The sequence below is a fragment of the Streptomyces sp. NPDC053755 genome, from assembly GCF_040677675.1.
GTDB lineage: Bacteria > Actinomycetota > Actinomycetes > Streptomycetales > Streptomycetaceae > Streptomyces.
This window is the reverse complement of record NZ_JBFASK010000023.1, coordinates 56757-80159: the sequence shown is the minus strand read 5'-3', so window position 1 is coordinate 80159 and position 23403 is coordinate 56757. Positions and strand designations below refer to the sequence as shown.

Genomic DNA, 23403 nt, shown 5'->3' with positions numbered 1-23403 from the left:
ACCACGCCCTGCGGCGCCACCACGCCCCGCGGCGTCCGGCCCCGGCGGGATGTCGCGACCCCGTCCCTGCGACGCCCGGCCCCGGCGGTGCGTCGCGACCCCGCCCTAGGCCACCCGCCGCACCCGGTAGGCCGTGCCGCCCTTCGGGGAGGGCTCCTCGCCCAGGTACTCCTGCCCGCGCATCTCGCACCAGGCCGGGATGTCGAGCCGGGCCGCCTCGTCGTCGGCGAGGACGGTCACCGTGCCGCCCACCGGGACGTCGCCGATCACCTTCGCCAGCTCGATGACCGGGATCGGGCAGCGCCTGCCCAGGGCGTCCACCACGAGGGAGTCCGCCCCGCCCGCCGAGGCCGCGGGCTCCGGGGCGCCGAGCCGCTCCCGTACCGCCCCGACCACCCCCGGCAGCACCTCCAGGAAGCGGTCCACCTCATCCGAAGGCGTACCGGCGGGCAGGGACACCCGGACGTTGCCCTCGCTCAGCACCCCCATCGCCCGCAGCACGTGGCTGGGGGTGAGGGTCGCACTCGTGCACGACGAACCCGACGACACGGAGAAGCCCTCCCGGTCCAGCTCGTGCAGCAGGGTCTCCCCGTCGACATACAGACAGGAGAAGGTGACGAGGTGCGGGAGCCGCCGCACCGGATCGCCCACCACCTCCACGTCCGGAACCAGCTCCGCCACGCGGCCGCGGATCCGGTCCACGAGACCGCGCAGCCGCGCCCCCTCGGCCTCCGCCTCCGCGCGCACCGCCCGCAGCGAGGCGGCCGCCGCCACGATCGCCGGAAGGTTCTCGAAGCCGGCCGCCCGCCCCGACTCCCGTTCGTCCGCCGGCCCCCGCACGGCGAACCGCACCCCCTTGCGCACGACGAGCAGACCGACCCCCGCCGGACCGCCCCACTTGTGCGCGCTCGCCGCCAGCAGCGACCAGTCGCCCTCGACCGGCCCCCAGCCCAGCGACTGCGCCGCGTCCACGAACAGCGGCACTCCCGCCGCCCGGCACGCCTCGGCGACCTCGGCCACCGGCTGGACCGTCCCTACCTCGTGGTTGGCGGACTGCAGGCAGGCCAGGGCGGTCCCCGCCTCCAGGGACGCCGCGAAGGCCCCGGCCTCCACCGCACCCGAGCGGCCGACCGGCACCTCGGTCACCGTGCCGCCGGCCCCCGCGTGCGCCTCGGCCGCGTGCAGCACCGAGGAGTGCTCGACCGCCGACACCACGAGCCGGTTCCCGACACGCCGACGCCCCGCGAGCGCTCCGGAAATTCCCGAGTGAACCGCGTGCGTCCCCGAAGGAGTGAACACCAGCTCGTCCGGACGGCAGCCCACCGCCTCGGCCGCGGCCTCCCGCGCCGCGTCGAGCAGCAGCCGGGCCCGCCGCCCCTCGCGGTAGAGCCGGGCCGGATCGGCCCAGCCCTCGTCGAGGGAGGCAAGCAGCGCCTGGCGGGCGACGGGGTGCAGGGGGGCGGCGGACGCGGCGTCGAAGTAGGGCACCCGTCCACGGTAGAGCCCCGCCGTATGAGCCCCCGTCAGATGCCCCGGTCGTGCCGCAGGCCGGCCGGGGGACGACATCGCGGGACGACCTGCGGAATGGCGGAGTCCACCCCTTCGGGGAGTCGGACGGCGCGTTGGGCACCCTCCCCGCGCGACCCCAAATAGCGTCCAGTAGGGTTTGGTCCGCATAAACATCCAAACCCCTGCCCGCGGCCGGGGCGGCGACCGACCAGCGAGACGGCCGTAGCCGACCAGCGCGGGCCGAGACTCTCGGGAAGGCGCTACGTGAGTCCCAACGGCTCCGACCGCTCGTCGCGGCGCCCGATGCGGCGGAAGCTGCCGCAGGTGCTGACTGCGGGCCTGATCCTGGCGACAGCCACCGGCTGCTCGTACAACTGGGAAGACTTCCCCCGCCTTGGTATGCCCACCCCGGTGACCGAAGAGGCGCCCACGATCCTCTCCCTCTGGCAGGGCTCGTGGGCGGCTGCGCTCGTCACGGGCGTGCTGGTCTGGGGGCTGATCCTGTGGTCCGTCATCTTCCACCGGCGCAGCCGCACCAAGGTCGAGGTACCGCCGCAGACGCGGTACAACATGCCCATCGAGGCGCTGTACACGGTCACTCCGCTCATCATCGTGTCGGTGCTCTTCTACTTCACCGCGCGCGACGAGTCGAAGCTCCTGTCGCTCGCCCCCAAGCCGGCCCACACCATCAACGTGGTCGGCTACCAGTGGAGCTGGGGCTTCAACTACATCGAGAACGTTCCGGGTGTGACGGGTGACGCCAAGACGGCCCCGAACCTCGCCGCGATTCCGGACAAGTTCCAGGACGACTTCCCGGCGAACGCCGGCGGTGTCTACGACGCCGGCATCCCCGGCGACCGGAACCCGCAGACCGGCAACCCGGGCCCGACCCTGTGGCTGCCCAAGGGCGAGAAGGTCCGGTTCGTCCTGACCTCCCGTGACGTCATCCACTCCTTCTGGGTCGTCCCCTTCCTCATGAAGCAGGACGTCATCCCGGGCCACACCAACGCCTTCGAGGTCACCCCGACCCAGGAGGGCACCTTCCTCGGAAAGTGCGCCGAGCTGTGCGGTGTCGACCACTCCCGGATGCTCTTCAACGTCAAGGTGGTCTCTCCGGAGCGCTACCAGCAGCACCTGAAGGAGCTGGCGGAGAAGGGGCAGACCGGCTACATCCCGTCGGGCATTGAGCAGACGGACCCGGCCAGGAATGCGGAGAAGAACCAACTGTGAGCATCCTCAACGAACCCCAGGGTGCCGCCGCAGCAGCTGAGGACTCGTACGAGAACGAGCTGCCCGTCCGGCGCAAGCAGCCCGGCAATGTCGTGGTGAAGTGGCTGACCACCACCGACCACAAGACGATCGGCACGATGTACCTCGTGACGTCGTTCGTCTTCTTCTGCATCGGCGGTCTGATGGCGCTCTTCATGCGCGCCGAGCTGGCCCGTCCGGGCACGCAGATCATGTCGAACGAGCAGTTCAACCAGGCGTTCACGATGCACGGCACGATCATGCTGCTGATGTTCGCGACGCCGCTGTTCGCCGGCTTCGCGAACTGGATCATGCCGCTGCAGATCGGCGCGCCCGACGTGGCGTTCCCGCGGCTGAACATGTTCGCGTACTGGCTGTACCTCTTCGGCTCGATCATCGCGGTGGCCGGCTTCCTCACCCCGCAGGGTGCGGCCGACTTCGGCTGGTTCGCCTACTCCCCGCTGTCGGACGCCGTCCGCTCGCCGGGTGTCGGCGCCGACATGTGGATCATGGGTCTGGCCTTCTCCGGCTTCGGCACGATCCTCGGTTCGGTCAACTTCATCACCACGATCATCTGCATGCGCGCTCCGGGCATGACGATGTTCCGCATGCCGATCTTCACCTGGAACGTGCTGCTGACCGGTGTGCTGGTCCTGCTCGCCTTCCCGGTCCTGGCGGCCGCGCTGTTCGCCCTGGAGGCGGACCGCAAGTTCGGTGCCCACGTCTTCGACGCGGCCAACGGCGGTGCCCTGCTGTGGCAGCACCTCTTCTGGTTCTTCGGACACCCAGAGGTGTACATCATCGCCCTGCCGTTCTTCGGCATCGTCTCCGAAGTGATCCCGGTCTTCAGCCGCAAGCCGATGTTCGGCTACATCGGCCTGATCGCCGCGACCATCGCGATCGCCGGTCTGTCCGTGACCGTGTGGGCCCACCACATGTACGTCACGGGCGGCGTCCTCCTCCCGTTCTTCTCCTTCATGACGTTCCTCATCGCCGTACCGACCGGCGTGAAGTTCTTCAACTGGATCGGAACGATGTGGAAGGGCTCGTTGTCCTTCGAGACACCGATGCTCTGGACGATCGGCTTCCTGGTCACCTTCACCTTCGGTGGCCTGACGGGTGTCATCCTGGCCTCCCCGCCGATGGACTTCCACGTCTCCGACTCGTACTTCGTCGTCGCGCACTTCCACTACGTCGTCTTCGGCACCGTGGTCTTCGCGATGTTCGCCGGCTTCCACTTCTGGTGGCCGAAGTTCACCGGCAAGATGCTGGACGAGCGGCTCGGCAAGATCACCTTCTGGACGCTGTTCATCGGCTTCCACGGCACCTTCCTGGTGCAGCACTGGCTGGGCGCCGAGGGCATGCCGCGTCGTTACGCGGACTACCTCGACGCCGACGGCTTCACCGCGCTGAACACGATCTCGACGATCTCCTCGTTCCTGCTCGGACTGTCGATCCTGCCGTTCCTGTACAACGTCTGGAAGACCGCCAAGTACGGCAAGAAGATCGAGGTCGACGACCCGTGGGGCTACGGCCGCTCGCTCGAGTGGGCGACCTCCTGCCCGCCGCCGCGCCACAACTTCCTCACCCTGCCGCGGATCCGCTCCGAATCCCCGGCGTTCGACCTGCACCACCCGGAGATCGCGGCGATCGACCAGCTCGAGAACCACGGTGCCGAGAAGGCCCTCGCGGGTGAGAAGGAGGCCGGCAAGTGAAGATCCAGGGCAAGATGTTCATCTGGCTGAGCGTCTTCATCCTCGCCATGGCGATCCTCTACGGCGTCTGGTCGAAGGAGCCGGTCGGCACCACGGCGCTCTTCCTCGCCTTCGGCCTGTCCATCATGATCGGCTACTACCTGGCCTTCACGGCCAAGCGTGTCGACGCGATGGCGCAGGACGACAAGGAGGCCGACGTCGCGGACGAGGCCGGCGAGGTGGGCTTCTTCGCCCCCCACAGCTGGCAGCCGCTCTCGCTGGCCATCGGCGGCGCGCTCGCCTTCCTCGCCGTCGCGATGGGCTGGTGGATCCTGTACTTCTCCACCCCGCTCATCCTGGTCGGCCTGTTCGGCTGGGTGTTCGAGTTCTACCGCGGTGAGAACCAGAACCAGTAGCAGGACCCGCAGGACCCCGAGGGGCCCGGCCGCTTCGTCACCGAAGCGGCCGGGCCCCTCTTTTGCAGCACTCGGCGCGCTCGCCCCGAGGATTGTTCTTACGGTGATGTCATGAACGACACGCCGCGCATTCGGACTGTTGTGAGCTGCACCCTGCTGGCCGTCACCGTCTCCGCGGGCACCACCGCCTGCTCGGGCTCGAAGGGCCACCCGCTGTCGACGAGGCCGTACGACGCGGCGCAGCAGATCTCCTTCAGCGCTCCGGCGGACGGCAGGAAGGCCGACCCGGACAAGGCGCTGGAGATCACCGCCAAGGGCGACGAGAGCCGCATCACGGATGTGACGGCCGTCGACGCGACCGGGCACCACCTGGCCGGCGAACTCACCGCGGACGGCCTGCGCTGGCGCTCCACGGGCTCTCTGACCGCCGGAGCCCGCTACACCGTCAAGGTCGCCACGGAGGACGGGGACGGCGCTCCCGGGACCCGTACGTTCACGTTCGAGACGACTCCGGCCAAGCGGGCGCTCACCGTGAAGTTCGGCCCGGAGGCGGGCAAGTACGGCGTCGGGCAGCCGATCACGGCCGACCTGAGCCTCCCGGTGAAGGACAAGGCGGCCCGGGCGGTGGTCGAGCGGGCCCTCAAGGTGCGCTCCACGCCGTCCGTGGAGGGCTCCTGGCACTGGGTGGACGACGAGAAGCTGCACTTCCGTCCGAAGGAGTACTGGCCCGCGGGAGCGGCGATCTCGGTGAGCGCGAACCTGGACGGGGTGAAGGTCGGCGACAAGCTCTACGGCGGCGAGTCGAAGCCGCTGAAGCTGACGATCGGTGACCGGATCGAGGCCGTCGCGGACGCCGGCTCGCACTACATGACCGTGCGGCGCAACGGAGAAGTGATCAACACCATTCCGGTGACCACCGGGAAGCCGGGCTTCTCCACCCGAAACGGGATCAAAGTGGTGCTGGGCAAGGAGTACTTCGTCCGGATGCGGGGCACCAGCGTCGGCATCGCCGCGGGCAGCTCGGAGTCGTACGACCTGCCCGTCTACTACGCGACGCGCGTCACCTGGAGTGGTGAATACGTCCACGCCGCGCCGTGGTCCGTCGGCTCGCAAGGAGTTGCGAACGTCAGTCACGGCTGTGTCGGGATGTCGACGGGGAACGCCGCCTGGTTCTTCGAGACCGTGCGCCCGGGCGACATCGTGAAGACCGTCAACAGCTACGGCGACACGATGGACACCTTCGGCAACGGCTTCGGCGACTGGAACCTGCCGTGGGACGAGTGGCGGCAGGGGAGCGCACTGGTGGCCGACGCCAAGAACCGCACCGCCCCGACCGAGATCGCCCGCCTACGGCCGTCGCTCTAGGGGTGTCCGGCACATGCCCGCGGACCCCTTGGGCGTTTCCGGCCGGGCTGCGGGACGGGCCCCCGGGGGCCCGTCCCGCACGCGCCTCACGCGTCGATGGCGAGCCGTGCGCGCAGCAGGGCCGCGAGGGACGCCGCGAAGTCGACCGGCTCGACCGGGAGGGTCACCGCGGCGTCCGCGCGGCTCCAGGTGGCCAGCCAGGCGTCCTGCGGGCGGCCGATCAGCAGCAGCACCGGCGGGCAGTGGAAGACCTCGTCCTTGATCTGGCGGCAGACGCCCATCCCGCCGGCGGGCACCGCCTCGCCGTCCAGGACGCAGACGTCCACGCCGCCCTCGTCGAGGCGCTTCAGTACCGCCGGGAGTGTCGCGCACTCGATGTACTCGACCGGGGGAACGTCGGCCGCGGGCCTGCGTCCCGCGGCGAGCCGCACCTGCGCGCGGGTGTTCGCGTCGTCGCTGTAGACCAGGACCGTGGCGCTCGACTGCATCGTTCCTCCGTGAAGGTCATCAACCGATGCGGCGGATGCTACTCCGTCCCACACCCCGTCAACACCGGTTCGACCCCGGTTGGGAGACCTCTTCGATGGGCCGTTCGGGCTGGACACACCCCCCTGACACTCCGAACGGCACCCCCCGGAGTGAGGGCGGGATAAGCGACCGACATAATGTCGGTCGTGGCGACAGTAACGACAGTAGAAACCGGGCACGCGCACCCGTCGGTCAATCGGCCGAACCTCACCAGCGTCGGAACCATCATCTGGTTGAGTTCCGAGCTGATGTTCTTCGCGGCCCTCTTCGCGATGTACTTCACCCTGCGATCGGTGACGGGAGCCGACTTCTGGGCGGAAAAGGCCTCGGCCTTGAACTTCCCGTTCTCGGCCACCAACACCACGATCCTGGTGCTCTCCTCCCTCACCTGCCAGCTCGGCGTCTTCGCCGCCGAGCGGGGCGATGTGAAGAAGCTCCGGACGTGGTTCATCATCACGTTCGTGATGGGTGCGATCTTCATCGGCGGCCAGGTCTTCGAGTACACCGAGCTGGTCAAGCACGAGGGCCTCTCGCTCTCGTCGGACCCGTACGGCTCCGTGTTCTACCTGACCACCGGCTTCCACGGCCTGCACGTGACGGGCGGTCTCATCGCCTTCCTGCTGGTCCTGGGCCGGACGTACGCCGCCAAGAGGTTCACTCACGAGCAGGCAACCGCCGCCATCGTCGTGTCCTACTACTGGCACTTCGTCGATGTCGTCTGGATCGGCCTCTTCGCCACGATCTACATGATCAAGTAATCGGGCGCCCCTCGGCGCACCGAGACATCCAGCAAGCATCGACGCAGAAGATCCTGACACCGGGGTAATCCGTGAAAAAGCTCTCCGCACGACGACGCCATCCGCTGGCGGCGGTCGTCGTCCTCCTTCTCGCGCTGGCGGCCACTGGGGGGCTGTACGCCGCCTTCGCGCCCGCGGGCACGGCGAAGGCCGATGAAACCGCCCAGTCCCTCGCCATCGAGGAGGGCAAGAAGCTCTACTCCGTCGGCTGCGCCAGCTGCCACGGAACCGGCGGTCAGGGAACCTCTGACGGCCCGTCCCTGGTCGGCGTCGGCTCGGCGTCCGTGGACTTCCAGGTCGGCACGGGCCGCATGCCGGCCCAGCAGCCGGGTGCCCAGGTCCCGAAGAAGAAGGTCATCTACACGCAGGCTGAGATCGATCAGCTCGCGGCGTACGTCGCCTCTCTCGGTGCCGGCCCCATCACGCCGAAGAAGTCGCAGTACAGCCCCGACGGTGCCGACATCGCCCGCGGCGGCGACCTGTTCCGCTCCAACTGCGCCCAGTGCCACAACTTCACCGGTGAGGGCGGCGCGCTGACGCACGGCAAGTACGCCCCGAGCCTCGAAGGCGTGAGCCCCAAGCACCTGTTCGAGGCCATGCAGACCGGTCCTCAGAACATGCCTTCCTTCCCGGACACGACGATGCCCGAGAAGGAGAAGAGGGACATCATCGCGTACGTCCAGGCCGTCAACAGCGACAAGTCGGACAGCCCCGGCGGGCTCTCGCTGGGTGGCCTCGGTCCCGTCAGCGAGGGTCTCTTCGGCTGGATCTTCGGGCTGGGCACGCTGATCGCCGTTGCCGTCTGGGTCGCGGCCCACACCGCTAAGGCCAAGAAGTCATGAGTACCCAAGAGATTCCAGAAGAGAACCTGCCCAGTGAGCAGGACACCGCGCACGGCGCGGTGAAGGTCGCCGACGACCCGTTCGCCGACCCGGGCCTTCCGCCCCACAAGCCGCGCATCCAGGACATCGACGAGCGGGCCGCCCGGCGGTCCGAGCGTGCGGTCGCCTTCATGTTCACGCTGTCGATGCTGGCCACCGTCGGCTTCATCGCGTCGTACGTGATCTTCCCGGTCGACAAGATCGTCTACATCTGGCCGTTCGGCCGGGTGAGCGCGCTCAACTTCGCCCTGGGATGGACCCTCGGTCTGGCGCTCTTCTTCATCGGCGCGGGCGCGGTCCACTGGGCCCGCACCCTGATGTCCGACGTCGAGGTGGCGGACGAGCGTCACCCGATCCAGGCCTCCGCGGAGACCAAGGCGCAGGTGATGGCGGACTTCGCGGCCGGTGCCGCCGAGTCCGGCATGGGTCGGCGCAAGCTGATCCGCAACACGATGTTCGGCGCGCTGTCGCTCGTACCGCTCTCCGGCATCGTGCTGCTGCGTGACATGGGTCCGCTGCCCGAGAAGAAGCTCCGCAGCACGCTGTGGGCCAAGGGCAAGCAGCTCATCAACATGAACACGCACGAGCCGCTGCGTCCCGAGGACGTCGCGGTCGGTTCGCTGACCTTCGCGATGCCCGAGGGCCTCTCGGAGCACGACCACGACTTCCAGACCGAGATCGCCAAGGCCGCCCTGATGATCGTCCGCATCCAGCCGGACGACATCAAGGACAAGCGCGAGCTCGAGTGGTCGCACGAGGGCATCGTCGCCTTCTCGAAGATCTGCACCCACGTGGGCTGCCCGATCTCCCTGTACGAGCAGCAGACGCACCACGTGCTCTGCCCGTGCCACCAGTCCACCTTCGACCTGTCCGACGGCGCCCGCGTCATCTTCGGCCCGGCCGGTCACGCCCTCCCGCAGCTGCGGATCGGTGTGAACGACAAGGGCTTCCTCGAGGCGCTCGGCGACTTCGACGAGCCCGTCGGCCCTGCCTTCTGGGAGCGCGGATGAGCACTACGACCGATACGCAGAAGAAGGCCCCCGCCGGTGAGCGGGTCGCCGACTGGGCCGACGGCCGTCTGGGTGTCTACACCCTGGCCAAGGCCAACATGCGGAAGATCTTCCCGGACCACTGGTCCTTCATGCTCGGTGAGATCTGCCTCTACAGCTTCATCATCATCATCCTCACGGGTGTGTACCTGACGATGTTCTTCCACCCGTCGATGAACGAGGTGGAGTACCACGGCAGCTACATCCCGCTGCAGGGTCAGCTGATGTCCGAGGCGTTCAACTCGACCATGCACATCTCGTTCGACGTGCGCGGTGGTCTGCTCATCCGGCAGATCCACCACTGGGCGGCGCTGGTCTTCATCGCCGGCATGTTCGTTCACATGATGCGCGTGTTCTTCACCGGCGCCTTCCGCAAGCCGCGTGAGATCAACTGGCTGTTCGGCTTCCTGCTGTTCTTCCTGGGCATGTTCACCGGCTTCACCGGCTACTCGCTCCCGGACGACCTGCTCTCCGGCACCGGTGTCCGCTTCATGCAGGGCGCGATCCTGTCCGTGCCGATCGTCGGCACGTACCTGTCGATGTTCCTGTTCGGCGGGGAGTTCCCCGGCGGCGACTTCGTGGCCCGGTTCTACTCGGCGCACGTGCTGCTGCTGCCCGGCATCATGCTCGGTCTCGTGGTGGCCCACCTGATCCTCGTCGTGTACCACAAGCACACGCACTACGCGGGTCCCGGCCGCACGAACAAGAACGTCGTGGGCATGCCGCTGCTGCCGGTCTACATGGCCAAGGCCGGAGGCTTCTTCTTCCTGGTCTTCGGTGTCATCTCGGTCATCGCGGCGATCGCCTCGATCAACCCGATCTGGGCGCTCGGCCCGTACCGTCCGGACCAGGTGTCGACCGGCGCCCAGCCCGACTGGTACATGGGCTTCGCCGAGGGTCTGATCCGTGTCATGCCGGGCTGGGAGATCAACCTCTGGGGCCACACGCTGGTCCTCGGTGTGATGATCCCGCTGATCCTCTTCCCGCTGGTCCTGGCGGCGATCGCGGTCTACCCGTTCATCGAGTCGTGGATCACGGGCGACAAGCGCGAGCACCACATCGCGCAGCGCCCGCGCAACGCTCCGTCGCGCACCGCCTTCGGTGTCGCCTGGATCACCGCGTACATGATCATGCTCGTGGGTGGTGGCAACGACATCTTCGCGACCCACTTCCACCTGTCGATCAACTCGATCACCTGGTTCGTCCGGATCGCGTTCTTCGTCGGACCGGTCATCGCGTTCATCGTCACCAAGCGGATCTGCCTCGGCCTCCAGCGCCGGGACCGGGACAAGGTGCTGCACGGGCGCGAGTCCGGCATCATCAAGCGCCTGCCGCACGGTGAGTTCGTCGAGATCCACGAGCCGCTCAGCCAGGGCCAGCTCTACGCGCTCACGGCGCACGAGCAGTACGAGCCCGCGGAGCTGCCGGCCGGGGTCGACGAGAACGGTGTCGAGCGCAAGGTGGGCCGGATGGAGAAGCTCCGGGTCCGGCTCAACCGGAGCTACTACGGCGAGGACAGCCAGATCGCCAAGCCCACCGTCGAGGAGTACAAGGAGATCACCAGCGGCCACGGCCACCACTGATCACCTGACCTGAAGGTCGCCACAGCGAGAGCCCCGTCCATTCGATGGACGGGGCTCTTTGCCGTCCCCGCGGGTGGATAGGGTGGGCGAGTATCCGTCTCGTTACGGCAATGACCAGGAGCTGCCATGAGCGCTGTGACCCCCGCTGGAGGACCTACCACGGCGGGCCGCTCCTGGCCCGCCGTCCTGGACGGCCTGCTGACCGGCCGCGACCAGAGCGCCGAGGACACCGCCTGGGCGATGGACCGGATCCTGCGGGGCGAGGCCACCGACGCCCAGATCGCCGGCTTCGCCGTCGCGCTGCGCGCCAAGGGCGAGACCGTCGAGGAGATCACCGGACTCGTCCGGACGATGTACGAGCACGCCAACCTCATCGAGGTCCCGGGCGCCTCCGTGGACATCGTCGGCACGGGCGGCGACGGCGCCAAGACCGTCAACATCTCCACCATGTCGGCGATCGTGGTCGCCGGAGCAGGGGCCAAGGTCGTCAAGCACGGGAACCGGGCCGCGTCCAGCGCGAGCGGTGCCTCCGACGTCCTGGAGAAGCTCGGCGTAAACCTCGAGCTGACCCCGCGGCGGGTGGCCGAGGTCGCGGAGGAGGCCGGGATCACCTTCTGCTTCGCGGTGAAGTTCCACCCCGCGCTGCGGCACGTGGCCGCCGCCCGCGGCCAGCTCGGGATCCGGACGGTCTTCAACTTCCTCGGTCCGCTCACCAACCCGGCCCGCGTCAGGGCCCAGGCGACCGGCGTGGCCGACGCCCGGATGGCCCCGATCATGGCGGGCGTGCTCGCCGAGCGCGGCTCCTCCGCGCTCGTCTTCCGCGGGGACGACGGTCTGGACGAGCTGACCACCACCGCCACCTCGCGGGTGTGGGTGGTCCGGGACGGCGCGGTCCGCGAGGAGGCGTTCGACCCGAGGGACGTCGGCATCGACATCGTCCCCGTCGAGGCGCTGCGCGGCGCCGACGCCTCGTACAACGCCGATGTGGCCCGTCGGCTGCTCGCGGGCGAGACCGGTCCCGTGCGGGACGCGGTGCTGCTCAACTCGGCGGCGGCGCTCACGGCGCTGGAGCCGGGGGAGGGCACCCTGGCGGAGCAGTTGCGCGAGGGGATCGCGAAGGCGGCCGAGTCCATCGACTCGGGAGCCGCCCGCAAGGCCCTGGAGCGCTGGGTCACCGCCAGCAACGCGTAGCCACGAACCCGATCGGTCGGCGCGGCCCCGTTCCGGAATGCGGTACGGGGTTGCGCGGACACGATCAGCTGACATACGTTCTGTGCCAGGTCATGAGTGACAGCTAGGAAGCCCCGGCTTGCTGTCCGGCAACCCTCCGTCCGTGGCGGGGTGCCCCGGGTGAAGACCAGGCCGTGGACAGCAAGGTCCACGGCAAGCGCGGACCCCTCGAAGCCTTGGGGTCCTGGTCCTCAGGGAGCCTCTTGTGAGCAAGCGAATGCGATAGGGCCCTTCCGCCCCTTCTCCGCATACCCCTTTTCTTTTCCAGCGCTGCCGCGTGTCCGCCGGCGCGGGATCTCGCCTGCCTCGTACGGGAGTTCGCCATGTCTGTCTCCACCGTTGCCTCCGACCAGTCGGTTTGTGCCCCGCTGCCCGTTCTGGGCCGTGATGTGACCGTCCCGCTCGTCACCGGTGGCGAGGTGACGTACGCCGCGCTCGACTACGCCGCCAGCGCGCCGGCCCTCCAGCGGGTCTGGGACGACGTGGCCGCCTACGCGCCGTACTACGGCAGCGTCCACCGGGGCGCCGGCTACCTCTCGCAGCTGTCCACCGACCTGTTCGAGAACAGCCGCGCCACCGTGGCCGCCTTCCTCGACTGCCGTGAAGACGACCAGGTCGTCTTCACCCGCTCCACCACCGACTCACTCAACCTGCTCGCCGCGGCCCTCCCCGCCGGCTGCGAGGTCTTCGTCTTCGAGACCGAGCACCACGCCTCGCTGCTGCCGTGGAAGGACGCCCGGGTCACCTATCTCAACGCCCCGCGCACCCCCGCCGAGGCCGTCGAGACCCTGGAGCGCGCGCTCGCCGGCCGGGCCGCCGCCTCGGGAGCCGGCGGCCCCGCCCTCGTCTGCGTCACCGGTGCGTCCAACGTCACCGGCGAGCTGTGGCCGGTGCGCGAACTCGCCGCCGCCGCGCACGCCCACGGCGCCCGGATCGTCGTCGACGCCGCCCAGCTCGCCCCCCACCACCCGGTCTCGGTGCGGGAGTTGGACGTCGACTGGATCGCCTTCTCCGGGCACAAGCTGTACGCCCCGTTCGGCTCGGGCGTCCTCGCCGGCCGCGCCGACTGGCTCCAGGACGCCGAGCCGTACCTGGCCGGCGGTGGCGCCTCGCGGAAGGTCGCCCGCCGTGCCGACGGGGGAGTGGACGTCGCATGGCACACCACCGCCGCCCGCCATGAGGCAGGGTCCCCGAACGTGATCGGCGTCTACTCCATCGCCTCCGCCTGCAAGGCGCTGACCGAGGCCGGTTTCGACACCCTCGTCCGGCGCGAGCGGCAGCTGATCGCGACCGTGCGCGAGGGCTTGGCCGAGGTGCCCGAGGTCAAGGTGCTCTCGCTCTTCGGCGACGACGCCCCCCGGGTCGGCGTCATCTCCTTCGTGGTGGAGGGCTGGAACAGCTCCCACTTCGCCGCGGCGCTCTCCGCCGAGTACGGCATCGGCGTCCGGGACGGCCTCTTCTGCGCCCACCCGCTGGTCCGCACCCTGCTGGGCGGCGACCAGCAGCAGGTCGGCGAGTGCGGGGCCCCGGAGGGCGAGCCGGGCGAGAAGTCGCTGAACGCCATCCGGGTCAGCTTCGGGGCCGGCACGCCGGACGAGCACGTGGAGCGTTTCGTGCGGGCCGTCAAGGAGCTGGTCCGGGACGGCGCGCAGTGGAAGTACCGCACGGAGGACGGCCGCTGCGTCCCCGACCGCGGCTGAGCGGCCACTCGTACGAGTGAAGGGGACCTCCCGCGTGGGTCCCCTTCGTCATGCCCCGGGCGGCCCGGGAACCGGCGCTCCGGGCGGGCGGTCTACGACTCCAGGCCGATGGCGAAGGCCGCTTCCAGGTCGTGCTGGGAGTACGTACGGAACGCCACGTGCGTGTCCGTGGCCTCGACACCGGGGATCTTGCTGATCCGGCCGGGGATGACGTCCGCGAGGTCGTCGTGCCGCGGCACCCGGACCATGGCGATGAGGTCGTACGTGCCGGTCACCGAGAAGACCTCGCTGACGCTGTCGAGTGCGGCGATGGACTCCGCGATCTCGGGGATGCGGTCCACACTGGTCTTGATGAGCACGATCGCGGTGATCACGGCTGGCTTTCTCCCTCGGTCGCCGCGGCTGGGGCCTTCACCTTATCCCCACGGTGGTAGCGGCCCCAGGCGTAGAGGAAGCCGATGGTGAAGCCCACGACGTGCGCCAGGTAGGCCACCCCGGGGCCCGGCCCCGCCGTGCGCGCCGCCAGCCACTGGAGCACGAACCAGAAGATCAGCACGATCCACGCCGGGAAGCGCAACGGCAGGAAGAAGAGGAACGGGAAGAGGCTGGTGACCCGGGCCCGCGGGAAGAGGTACAGGAACGCCCCGAGGACCCCCGAGATCGCCCCCGACGCCCCCACCAGCGTCTGCTCGCTGGTCGCGTGCACGGCGGCGTAGCCCAGCAGGGCCAGGTAGCCGCAGCCGACGGCGAAGAGCAGGAACCCCGCCGCCCCCATCCGCTCCTCGGCCATCGCGCCGAAGACGTAGAGGAACAGCATGTTCCCGAGCAGATGGAGCCAGCTGCCGTGCACGAAGAGCGCGGTCAGCGGGGTGAGCAGGGCGCGCGGCTCGCCGCTCGTCAGCTCGGCCGGGAGCACGCCCCAGCGGTGGAAGTAGGCGCTCTGCGCCGCGAGGAAGGCGTCCCCGGTGCCGTACCCCGGATTGAGGCCCGACGCCGGGCCGGCCAGGAACGTGAGACTGCAGACGGCGATGAGGCCGTAGGTCACCGTGGGGCCGTTCCGGGCACCCCGCCACGCGCCGAGGGCCGCTTCCCGCCAGTCGATCATGGACAGATCATCGCGTACCGTGGCCGACCTGGACAGAGCGCCTCGCCGGGGCGCCCGGCGGTCGCCCCCGAGCCGGGCTCCGCCCGAGCAGGGCGTACCCCCGAGGCCGTAGGGTGACGAGCAGTACCACCGCAGTTCGACGGCGCACCGCGGCTCCCGCATCCCGCACAAGAAAGAGGACGGTCCGATGACGACGGTTCCCCTGCCGACCGCCGAGACCCGCTGGCGCTGCACGCTCTGCGGCAACCTGACCCGGTTCGACGTGACGCGCTCCTCCAAGGTCGTCGAGTACGTCCATCTGGACCTCGCCGGGGAGCCGAAGGTGGAGGAGCGCGAGGTGGTCAGTGAGACCATCGAGTCGGTCCGCTGTCGTTGGTGCAACGCGGTGGATCAGATCGAGCTGGTGGACAGGCCGGGCACCGCTTCCTGACGGAGCGGCGCGAACGACAGTGGGGTGACGGATCGTGGAGCAGCCCGCGCACGGTGGTGAGCCGGCCGGCGCGGCAGGTGACGCTGCCGAGGCGCTCGACCGCCCGCTGCCGGAAGGCGTACGGCGGCGGGTCGTCGCGATCGTCTCCGACGCCTTCGGCGGGCTCACCCTCGCGGAGCTGCCCGCCCCGCTGCGGCAGTACGCGCGCTTCACCCCCACCCGGCGGGCCAAGTTCGCGGGCAACGCCATGGCCGCCGCGCTGGAGAGCGACCCGCTCTTCCGGCAGCGGATCGGCGAGCGCTTCAGGGAGGCCCAGCCCGAGCTGGCCGGGACCGTCGAGTCCGGGGCGCCGCCCGCCGCCGCCGATCCCGTCGAGGTCGCCGCGGCCGCCTACGTGCTGCGGCCGGCGGGCTGGGTCAAGCTGGTCGCCGCCGCGGGCGAGGAGGTCCAGCGGGCGGACGCCGAGCGGGCCGACGAGGCCGGTCGGCGCGAGCTGGAGCGGCTGCGCGAGGAGGTCGCCGCGGCCCGTGAACGGGGCCGGGGCGAGACCGAGCAGCTGCGCCACGACCTGGAGGCGGCCCGCAAGGAAGCCGAATCGCTTCACCGCAAGCTGCGCAGCGCCCAGAGCGACGTGAAGCGGGGCGAGGCGGCCCTGCGCCGCACCCAGGCCGAGGTCGACGCCGTCAAGGCGGAGGCCGCCGCCCAGGTCTCGGCCGCCGAGAGCGAGAGCAGACGGCTCAAGGCCCGGCTGGCCGAGGTCGAGGCGGCCCTGGAGGCCAGCCGCCGGGCCGCCCGCGAGGGGCGCTCCGTGGAGGACATGAGGCTGCGCCTGCTGCTCGACACGGTCCTGGACGCGGCCCAGGGGCTGCGCCGCGAACTGGCCCTGCCGCCCGTCTCCGTCCATCCCGCCGACACCGTGGACGCGGTCGAGCCCGGCCGGATGTCGCCGAAGGACATCGCGGCCCGCGCCCTGTCCGAGACCGACCCCGCGCTGCTCGACCAGCTGCTCGCGCTGCCGCAGGCCCATCTGGTCGTGGACGGCTACAACGTCACCAAGACCGGCTATCCGACCATGCCGTTGGAGAAGCAGCGGCTGCGGCTCCTCGGTGGGCTCTCCGCCCTCGCGGCCCGGTCGGGCGCCGAGGTCACCTGTGTCTTCGACGGGGCGGAGCTGGCCGCCCCCGTACTGCTCGCGCCGCCCCGCGGGGTGCGGGTGCTGTTCTCCAAGCCGGGCGTCACCGCCGACGAGCTGATCCGCCAGCTGGTGCGGGCCGAGCCTCCGGGGCGGCCGGTCGTCGTGGTCTCCACGGACCGTGAAGTCGCCGACGGCGTCGCCAAGTCCGGAGCGCGGCCGGTCGCGTCCGCCTTGTTGCTCAAGCGGCTTTCGCGCGCCTCGTAACGCTTGGCAACTCGTGGCCGTAATGCCCGGATTCTGGAGGGCGTACGGTCAAATGCTCATCACTGCCTGTGTGATGTCTGGAAATAAAGTGGCGCCTGCGCGAGATTTTGCCCATGAGGATTTGAACTGATCACAAGTTGGTCACTAGGGTCAGGCCTCGAACCTTCGCGCGGTTGATCGTCCATCGGGGATGACAGCGGAGGAACCGCCTGCCGCAGCCTGGTTGGGCGGCTCGAGGAAGAAGGAGCTCGCCTTCGTGGCGTCCCACCGTCGTCCCAAGCAGCCGAGCCGCACCCGCGTGACCGTGCTCACCATGACCGCCGCGGCGGCTGTCGCGCTCACCGCCCAGACCGGCGCCCAGGCCGCTCCGAAGCCGAAGATCGACGACGTGAAGTCGAAGGTCGACAAGCTGCACCACGAGGCCGAGGAGGCCACGGAGCAGTACAACCTGGCCGAAGAGCGCCGCGGCAAGCTCCAGAAGGAGATCGGCGCCCTCCAGGACAAGGTCGCCCGCGGCCAGCAGGAGCTCAACACCCTGCGGGACAACATCGGTTCGGTCGCCAGCGCGCAGTACCGCTCCGGCGGCATCGACCCGGCGATCCAGCTCTTCCTCTCCTCCGACCCGGACACCTACCTCGACAAGGCGTCCGCGATCGACCAGCTCGGCGCCAAGCAGGCCGACGTGCTCCAGTCGATCCAGGCCAAGCAGCGCACCCTCGCCCAGCAGCGCGCCGAGGCGACGACGAAGCTCGCCGACCTCGAGGACGTCCGCAAGACCCTCGGCGAGAAGAAGAAGAAGTTCCAGGGCAAGCTCGCCGAGGCGCAGAAGCTGCTCAACACCCTGACCGCCGCCGAGCGCGCCCGGATCCAGCAGGACGAGCAGCGCGCCAGCCGCGCGGCGGGCGACCGGGTCGACCTCGGCAACGAGGTCCCGGCCTCCCAGCGCGGTGGCGCCGCCCTCAGCGCCGCCGCCACCCAGCTCGGCAAGCCGTACGTCTCCGGCGCCGAGGGCCCCAACTCGTACGACTGCTCCGGGCTGACCCAGTGGGCCTACCGCCAGGCCGGCGTCCGGCTGAGCCGTACCACCTACACCCAGCAGAACGACGGCGTGAAGATCGGCCGCAGCCAGCTCAAGCCGGGCGACCTGGTCTTCTTCAACAGCCTGTCGCACGTTGGTCTGTACGCGGGCAACAACACGATCCTGCACGCCCCCAAGCCGGGCGCCGTGGTCCGCTACGAGTCCATGGACTACATGGGCACCTTCCAGTTCGGTGTGCGCATCTGACGCCTCCGCCCCCTTCAGCGCCTCCCGCGACCTGACGCCCGATCGGGTGGTTCGTCGCACCCATGGCTGACGTGACGCCCCGCCGGTGACCTGTGATCTCCGGCGGGGCGTCACTTTGTGTGCCCGGCGTCTTCGTTGGTCGCGGAGTGCTCAGCGGCTACTGTCTGCCGCGCCAGACCGGGCACAGCTGAACGGAGCGCGATTCGTGGCGTCCCACCGACGACCCGCCAGGGTCACCGTCCTGACCGCCGCCGCGGCCACCGCGGCGACGGCCCTCGGCGCCGTCCCCGCGAGCGCCGACCCCAGCGGCACCCCCGAGGCCACCAGGGCCACGGTCGACCGGCTCTACGAGGAGGCCGAACGGGCCACCGAGGGCTACAACAAGGCCGACGAGCGGGCGGACGCGCTGCGCAGGACGCTCGCCCAGGCGCAGGACGGCGTCGCACGCGGCCAGGAGCGCATCAACCGCATGCGTGGCGCGCTCGGTTCGGTCGCCGGCGCGCAGTACCGCTCCGGCGGGATCGACCCCGCCCTCGCGCTGCTGCTCTCCGCCGACCCCGACTCCTACCTCGACCGGGCCTCGGTCCTCGACCGGGTGTCCTCCCGTCAGGGTGCCGCCCTGAGCCGGCTCCGGGACGAGCTGCGCGCGTCCACCCAGAAGCGGAGCGAGGCGCGGCGGCTGCTCGCCGAGCTGGAGCGCAGCAGGACCCAGGTCGCCGCGCACAAGCGCACGGTCGAGCGGAAGCTCGCCGAGGCCCGCCGCCTGCTGGCGTCCCTGACCGCCGAGGAGCGGGAGTCCTTCGACCGGGACGCCCGGGCCTCCCGGTCCGGCCGAGACGACCTGCCCCCGCTCGGCGACCTCGGCCCGGCCTCCTCACGGGCCGCGGCCGCCGTCGTCGCCGCCCGCAGCGCGATCGGCCGCCCCTACGTCTGGGGCGCGACCGGCCCCTCCGCCTTCGACTGCTCCGGCCTGATGGTCTGGTCGTACCGCCAGGCCGGGATCAGCCTGCCGCGAACGTCCTCGGCCCAGCGGTACGCGGGACGACGGGTGCCGCTCGCGCAGGCGCAGCCGGGCGACCTGGTGACGTACCGGGACGACGCCAGCCACGTCGGCATCTACGCCGGCGACGGGCAGGTGATCCACGCTCCGTATCCCGGGGCCCGGGTGCGGTACGACCCGGTCGGGATGATGTCGCACGTCACGGTGACCCGGGTCTGACCGTACGCCTGCCCGTACGAGTGCCCGTACGATCGGAGGCGTGGCACGTCAGGGGCGGGGAACGCAGGGGGATCGCCCCACCGGAGGCGGGGCGCGCCCGGCGGCCGTCCTGCTGACCGCCCTGCTGGCGCTCGGCGGCTGCGCGGCCCCCGAGCCCGTCGACCCGGCGCCCGGGCAGATCCAGAGCCTGCTCGACCGCCAGGCGCGCGCGCTGCTCACCCGGGACGAGGCGGCCTACACGGCCGGCCTCGACCCCACGCTCGCCCCGGCCGCCCTCAGGGAGTTCGACCACCTCGCGGAGGTGCCGCTCGGCTCGTGGGACTACCGGGTGAAGGACGTGGACCGGGCGGACGGCGGCCGGGCGACGGTCCGCGCGGAACTGCGCTACCGGGTGCGGGGCTATGACCCGGGCCCGGTCACCACCGAGCGCCTCCTGGAGCTGACCGAGCGCGGAGGCCGGTGGTACGTGAGCGCCGACCGCCCCGGAGACGCCGGGGCCGACGTCCAGCAGCTGTGGCAGCAGGGCGAGGTGGAGACGGTACGGGGACGGCGCAGCCTCGTCCTCGGCGTCGGGCAGCCGCAGGAGCGCCTCCGGGCGATCGCGGCGGCGGCGGACCGGGCGGTGCCGGCCGTCTCGGCGGCCTGGCCGTCGGCCTGGGCGGGCCGGGTGGTCGTCCTCGTGCCGGCTTCCCTGGACGCGATGGGCGGCCTGCTCGGGGCGCCGGGGGCCTCCTATCGGGGCATCGCGGCCGTCACGACCGGCGAGGTCCAAGGCGGCCCTGACGCCCCCGCCGACCGCGTGATCGTCAACCCCGAGGCGTACGGGGCGCTCGGCGCGTTCGGTCGCCAGTTCGTCCTGACCCACGAGACCACGCACGTGGCCACCCGCGCCTCGACCTCGCCGGCCACCCCGGTCTGGCTCTCCGAGGGCTTCGCCGACTGGGTGGCCTACCGGGGCACCGGCCGCACGGCCGCCCAGGCCGCCCCCGAACTGCGCCGCGCCGTCGGGGCCGGCCGGGTCCCGGCGCGGCTCCCCGACGACGAGGACTTCGCCTTCGGCGGCGACGGGGAGGCGCTGGCGCGGGCCTACGAAGGGGGCTGGCTGGCCTGCGCGCTGATCGCCGAGCGGTGGGGTGAGCCGAAGCTGACCGCCTTCTACAGCGCGGTGGGCGCCCACCCCTCCCGCGAAGGCGCGGTGGAGAAGGCCCTGCACGAGGTCCTCGGCACGAGCCCCGAGGAGTTCACCGCCGCCTGGCGCCGCTTCCTGTCCGCCCGGCTGGCCTGACCGGGCGGGACACCGTGACGGGCCGACGTCCCCGCCGGGGCGGCCGGAGGGGGGACGCGCCCCGCCCGCCGCCCGGCCCGGCTCAGGGAGCCGAGAGCGTCTTCGCCCGCTCCGGCCGCACCGGCGTCGCCGGTGTTCCGGCACGCGGCTCGCTCACCGTCTGGCGCCACAGGACGCGGCAGGCGGAGACCGAGGCGGCGACCAGCAGCCCGTTGCGTACCAGCAGCAGCGTGAGCCCCAGCGGATCGCTGTCCGTCACGTGCGAGAACCAGATGGGGAACTCCAGCTGCGTCACCGCGGTCGCCCACAGGACCAGGATCGCGGGCCGTCGCATCCGGCTCGCCCGGTAGACCAGACAGACCGCCGCGAGACCGACCAGCCAGATCATGTACTGCGGGCTGATCACCCGGCTCGTGGTCGTGAAGAGCAGCACCGCCACGAACGCCGCGTCCGCCGGCGTCGTCGTGGAGAAGGCCCGCGCCCGGACCCGCCACAGCAGCAGCCAGGCGAACACCGCGGCGGTCAGGGCCATCGCGGCCGTGGACACGGCGGGGACGCCGGGGCCGAGGAACTCGATCGAGCCGTAGTTCATCCGCGGCTCGCCCTCCCAGCCGACGTACCGCGCCACGTGGAAGACCAGCGCGCCCAGCGACTCGACCTCCGTGCCCCGGTCGCGCTGGTAGGTCAGGAAGGCCAGCGCGCCCGGAGCCGCGAGCGTGCACAGGAGCAGCAGACCGGCCGCCGCCCCCGCCGCCGTCGACCAGGACCGCAGGGTGGCACGGCCGCGCGGGGTGCCGGCGAGGAGCAGCACCGGCCAGACCTTCACGACCGCCCCGAATCCGGCCAGCGCGCCCAGGACCGTCGGACGACGGGGCGCGGCGAGCAGGGCGGCGACGGCGACGGCGGTGACCATCAGGTCGTACCGGGCGTACGCCGTCGGCCCCAGCAGCGGGACGCCGGCGATCCAGATCCAGGTGCCGCGCGGGGTGCGGCCCGGACGCCTCCCCGTGTACAGCAGCAGGCCGAAGACGACCGCGTCGCAGAGCAGGGCGAGGACGAAGAAGGCCGAGGAGTAGCCCAGGAAGGGCAGCAGCGCGGGGGAGAGGATGGCCAGGGCGGCGCCGGGCGGGTACTGCCAGCTGACGTCGTCCAGCGGATACGTGCCCGTCCGCAGGACCTCGTACCAGCCCTGGTAGATCTCCTCGACGTCGCTCGTGACGTCGGGGCCGGGCATCACCACGACCTTGAGGACGAAGAGCAGCAGCACCACCCGCGTCACCGCCCACACGGCGAGCGGGAGCCGGAGACTCGCGCCGTCGGCCGCGCGCGTGCGCAGCGCGCCCCATACGCCCGTCATTCCTACCTCGTCCTCGTCTCTCGGTCCGCTGTCGCGGAGGTGCTGCCGGGCGGTGGCGCGGCCACGGTAGATTCGGCCACGATGCACAAGACCTTGATCGTAACCAACGACTTCCCGCCACGCCCCGGCGGAATTCAGGCGTTCCTGCACAACATGGCGCTGCGCCTGGATCCCGAGCGGATCGTGGTCTACGCCTCGACGTGGAAGCGCGGCCGCGAGGGGACCGAGGCGACCGCCGCGTTCGACGCGGCCCAGCCTTTCACGGTCGTGCGGGACCGCACCACCATGCTGCTGCCGACCCCCCGCGTCACCGCCCGGGCCACCGCGCTGCTGCGCGAGCACGGCTGCGAGTCGGTCTGGTTCGGGGCCGCCGCGCCGCTCGGCCTGATGGCGCCCGCCCTGCGCCGGGCCGGGGCGCGCCGCCTGGTGGCGACCACGCACGGGCACGAGGCGGGATGGGCGCAGCTGCCCGCCTCCCGGCAGCTGCTGCGGCGGATCGGCGAGGGCACGGACACGATCACCTACCTCGGTGAGTACACCCGCTCGCGGATCGCGTCGGCGCTCACGCCGGCGGCGGCCGGGCGGATGGTGCAGCTCCCGCCGGGCGTCGACGAGAAGACCTTCCACCCCGGCTCGGGCGGTGAGGCCGTGCGCGAGCGGCTCGGGCTCAGCGACCGGCCGGTGGTCGTGTGCGTCTCGCGGCTCGTCCCCCGCAAGGGGCAGGACACGCTGATCAGGGCCCTGCCGGCGATCCTGCGGCGGGTGCCGGACGCGGTGCTCCTGATCGTCGGGGGCGGCCCCTACGAGAAGGACCTGCGGCGGCTCGCGGCGACGACCGGCGTGGCCGGATCCGTACGGTTCACCGGCGCCGTTCCGTGGGAGGAGCTGCCCGCCCACTACGGCGCGGGGGACGTCTTCGCGATGCCCTGCCGGACCCGGCGGGGCGGCCTCGACGTCGAGGGCCTGGGCATCGTCTACCTGGAGGCGTCGGCCACCGGCCTTCCGGTCGTCGCCGGGGACTCGGGCGGGGCCCCCGACGCGGTCCTCGACGGCGAGACCGGCTGGGTGGTGCGCGGTGACTCCCCGGAGGAGTCCGCCGACCGCGTCGCGACCCTGCTCCTCGACCCGGAGCTGCGCGCGCGCATGGGCGAGCGGGGCCGCTCCTGGGTCGAGGAGCGCTGGCGCTGGGACCTGCTCGCGGAGCGGCTGAAGGAGCTGCTCTGACGGCCGGCCCCGAGGCTCCCCGGCGCCGGGTCGTGTCCGTGAGGTCCCGCCCGGGCCGCGGGCGCCGCCGATACGTGCGGCCTCGCGGCGCCGGGTCGT

Annotated in this window: 21 protein-coding genes and 1 riboswitch; of the genes, 16 read left to right on the top strand and 5 right to left on the bottom strand. The window is 71.1% G+C overall.

Features of this window, described 5'->3' with window-relative positions; translation table 11 throughout:
* Nucleotides 1-105: 105 nt before the first annotated feature.
* Entirely contained in the window at nucleotides 106-1488 is a 1383-nt protein-coding gene (locus tag AB0K65_RS22055; RefSeq protein WP_365719015.1) for an aminotransferase class V-fold PLP-dependent enzyme, read from the bottom strand.
* A 285-nt stretch (nucleotides 1489-1773) separates the two neighbouring features.
* Between AB0K65_RS22055 and coxB the strand changes: the two genes are divergently transcribed.
* From coxB to AB0K65_RS22035, 4 genes are all read left to right on the top strand, one after another.
* Entirely contained in the window at nucleotides 1774-2739 is a 966-nt protein-coding gene (coxB, locus tag AB0K65_RS22050) for a cytochrome c oxidase subunit II (RefSeq protein WP_365719013.1), read from the top strand.
* On the top strand, nucleotides 2736-4472 hold the full coding sequence (ctaD, locus tag AB0K65_RS22045; protein ID WP_365719011.1) for a cytochrome c oxidase subunit I: 1737 nt from the start codon (nucleotides 2736-2738) through the stop codon (nucleotides 4470-4472). Before coxB ends, ctaD begins: the two co-directional genes overlap by 4 nt.
* Nucleotides 4469-4867 carry a cytochrome c oxidase subunit 4 gene (locus AB0K65_RS22040; RefSeq protein ID WP_365719009.1) on the top strand — a complete coding sequence of 133 codons (399 nt, stop codon included), beginning with the start codon at nucleotides 4469-4471 and terminating at the stop codon, nucleotides 4865-4867. The genes ctaD and AB0K65_RS22040 overlap by 4 nt, the downstream gene beginning before the upstream one ends.
* 111 nt (nucleotides 4868-4978) lie before the next feature.
* The gene (locus AB0K65_RS22035; protein WP_365719007.1) at nucleotides 4979-6232 is read left to right on the top strand and encodes an Ig-like domain-containing protein; all 1254 of its coding nucleotides are present in this window, start codon (nucleotides 4979-4981) and stop codon (nucleotides 6230-6232) included.
* Nucleotides 6233-6318: 86 nt separating this feature from the next.
* Here AB0K65_RS22035 and AB0K65_RS22030 read toward each other — a convergent pair whose 3' ends face one another.
* Entirely contained in the window at nucleotides 6319-6720 is a 402-nt protein-coding gene (locus tag AB0K65_RS22030; protein WP_365719005.1) for a hypothetical protein, read from the bottom strand.
* Nucleotides 6721-6897: 177 nt separating this feature from the next.
* Between AB0K65_RS22030 and AB0K65_RS22025 the strand changes: the two genes are divergently transcribed.
* From AB0K65_RS22025 to AB0K65_RS22000, 6 genes are all read left to right on the top strand, one after another.
* The gene (locus AB0K65_RS22025) at nucleotides 6898-7518 is read left to right on the top strand and encodes a heme-copper oxidase subunit III (RefSeq protein ID WP_125658266.1); all 621 of its coding nucleotides are present in this window, start codon (nucleotides 6898-6900) and stop codon (nucleotides 7516-7518) included.
* A 71-nt stretch (nucleotides 7519-7589) separates the two neighbouring features.
* Complete coding sequence (locus AB0K65_RS22020; protein WP_365719003.1) at nucleotides 7590-8399, top strand: cytochrome c; 810 nt, start codon at nucleotides 7590-7592, stop codon at nucleotides 8397-8399.
* Nucleotides 8396-9448: a Rieske 2Fe-2S domain-containing protein gene (locus AB0K65_RS22015; protein WP_365719001.1), complete on the top strand. Its 1053-nt coding sequence runs from the start codon at nucleotides 8396-8398 to the stop codon at nucleotides 9446-9448. Before AB0K65_RS22020 ends, AB0K65_RS22015 begins: the two co-directional genes overlap by 4 nt.
* Nucleotides 9445-11070: a cytochrome bc complex cytochrome b subunit gene (locus AB0K65_RS22010; RefSeq protein ID WP_365718999.1), complete on the top strand. Its 1626-nt coding sequence runs from the start codon at nucleotides 9445-9447 to the stop codon at nucleotides 11068-11070. Before AB0K65_RS22015 ends, AB0K65_RS22010 begins: the two co-directional genes overlap by 4 nt.
* A gap of 126 nt (nucleotides 11071-11196) precedes the next feature.
* Nucleotides 11197-12261 (top strand): anthranilate phosphoribosyltransferase, encoded by a 1065-nt coding sequence (trpD, locus tag AB0K65_RS22005; protein WP_365718997.1) that lies wholly within the window; start codon nucleotides 11197-11199, stop codon nucleotides 12259-12261.
* 88 nt (nucleotides 12262-12349) lie between these two features.
* Nucleotides 12350-12466, top strand: a riboswitch (SAM riboswitch).
* 157 nt (nucleotides 12467-12623) lie between these two features.
* Complete coding sequence (locus AB0K65_RS22000; protein ID WP_365718995.1) at nucleotides 12624-14000, top strand: aminotransferase class V-fold PLP-dependent enzyme; 1377 nt, start codon at nucleotides 12624-12626, stop codon at nucleotides 13998-14000.
* A 92-nt stretch (nucleotides 14001-14092) separates the two neighbouring features.
* Here AB0K65_RS22000 and AB0K65_RS21995 read toward each other — a convergent pair whose 3' ends face one another.
* On the bottom strand, nucleotides 14093-14374 hold the full coding sequence (locus AB0K65_RS21995; RefSeq protein WP_017238849.1) for an Lrp/AsnC ligand binding domain-containing protein: 282 nt from the start codon (nucleotides 14372-14374) through the stop codon (nucleotides 14093-14095).
* A complete protein-coding gene (locus AB0K65_RS21990) occupies nucleotides 14371-15105 on the bottom strand; it encodes a rhomboid family intramembrane serine protease (RefSeq protein WP_365718992.1) in 735 nt (244 codons plus the stop codon). Before AB0K65_RS21990 ends, AB0K65_RS21995 begins: the two co-directional genes overlap by 4 nt.
* 187 nt (nucleotides 15106-15292) lie before the next feature.
* Here AB0K65_RS21990 and AB0K65_RS21985 point away from each other — a divergent pair, with 187 nt between their 5' ends.
* From AB0K65_RS21985 to AB0K65_RS21965, 5 genes are all read left to right on the top strand, one after another.
* Entirely contained in the window at nucleotides 15293-15535 is a 243-nt protein-coding gene (locus AB0K65_RS21985; RefSeq protein ID WP_260228851.1) for a hypothetical protein, read from the top strand.
* 34 nt (nucleotides 15536-15569) lie between these two features.
* Complete coding sequence (locus tag AB0K65_RS21980) at nucleotides 15570-16934, top strand: NYN domain-containing protein (RefSeq protein WP_365718990.1); 1365 nt, start codon at nucleotides 15570-15572, stop codon at nucleotides 16932-16934.
* Nucleotides 16935-17190: 256 nt separating this feature from the next.
* The gene (locus tag AB0K65_RS21975; RefSeq protein WP_365718988.1) at nucleotides 17191-18219 is read left to right on the top strand and encodes an NlpC/P60 family protein; all 1029 of its coding nucleotides are present in this window, start codon (nucleotides 17191-17193) and stop codon (nucleotides 18217-18219) included.
* Nucleotides 18220-18424: 205 nt separating this feature from the next.
* Entirely contained in the window at nucleotides 18425-19438 is a 1014-nt protein-coding gene (locus tag AB0K65_RS21970) for an NlpC/P60 family protein (RefSeq protein ID WP_365718986.1), read from the top strand.
* Between the two features lie 121 nt (nucleotides 19439-19559).
* Nucleotides 19560-20723 (top strand): hypothetical protein, encoded by a 1164-nt coding sequence (locus AB0K65_RS21965; RefSeq protein WP_365719092.1) that lies wholly within the window; start codon nucleotides 19560-19562, stop codon nucleotides 20721-20723.
* 82 nt (nucleotides 20724-20805) lie between these two features.
* Here the strand turns inward: AB0K65_RS21965 and AB0K65_RS21960 are convergent, their stop codons facing one another.
* Entirely contained in the window at nucleotides 20806-22080 is a 1275-nt protein-coding gene (locus tag AB0K65_RS21960; RefSeq protein WP_365718983.1) for a glycosyltransferase family 87 protein, read from the bottom strand.
* Nucleotides 22081-22161: 81 nt separating this feature from the next.
* Between AB0K65_RS21960 and AB0K65_RS21955 the strand changes: the two genes are divergently transcribed.
* The gene (locus tag AB0K65_RS21955) at nucleotides 22162-23304 is read left to right on the top strand and encodes a glycosyltransferase family 4 protein (RefSeq protein ID WP_365718981.1); all 1143 of its coding nucleotides are present in this window, start codon (nucleotides 22162-22164) and stop codon (nucleotides 23302-23304) included.
* The last annotated feature ends 99 nt before the right edge of the window (nucleotides 23305-23403 follow it).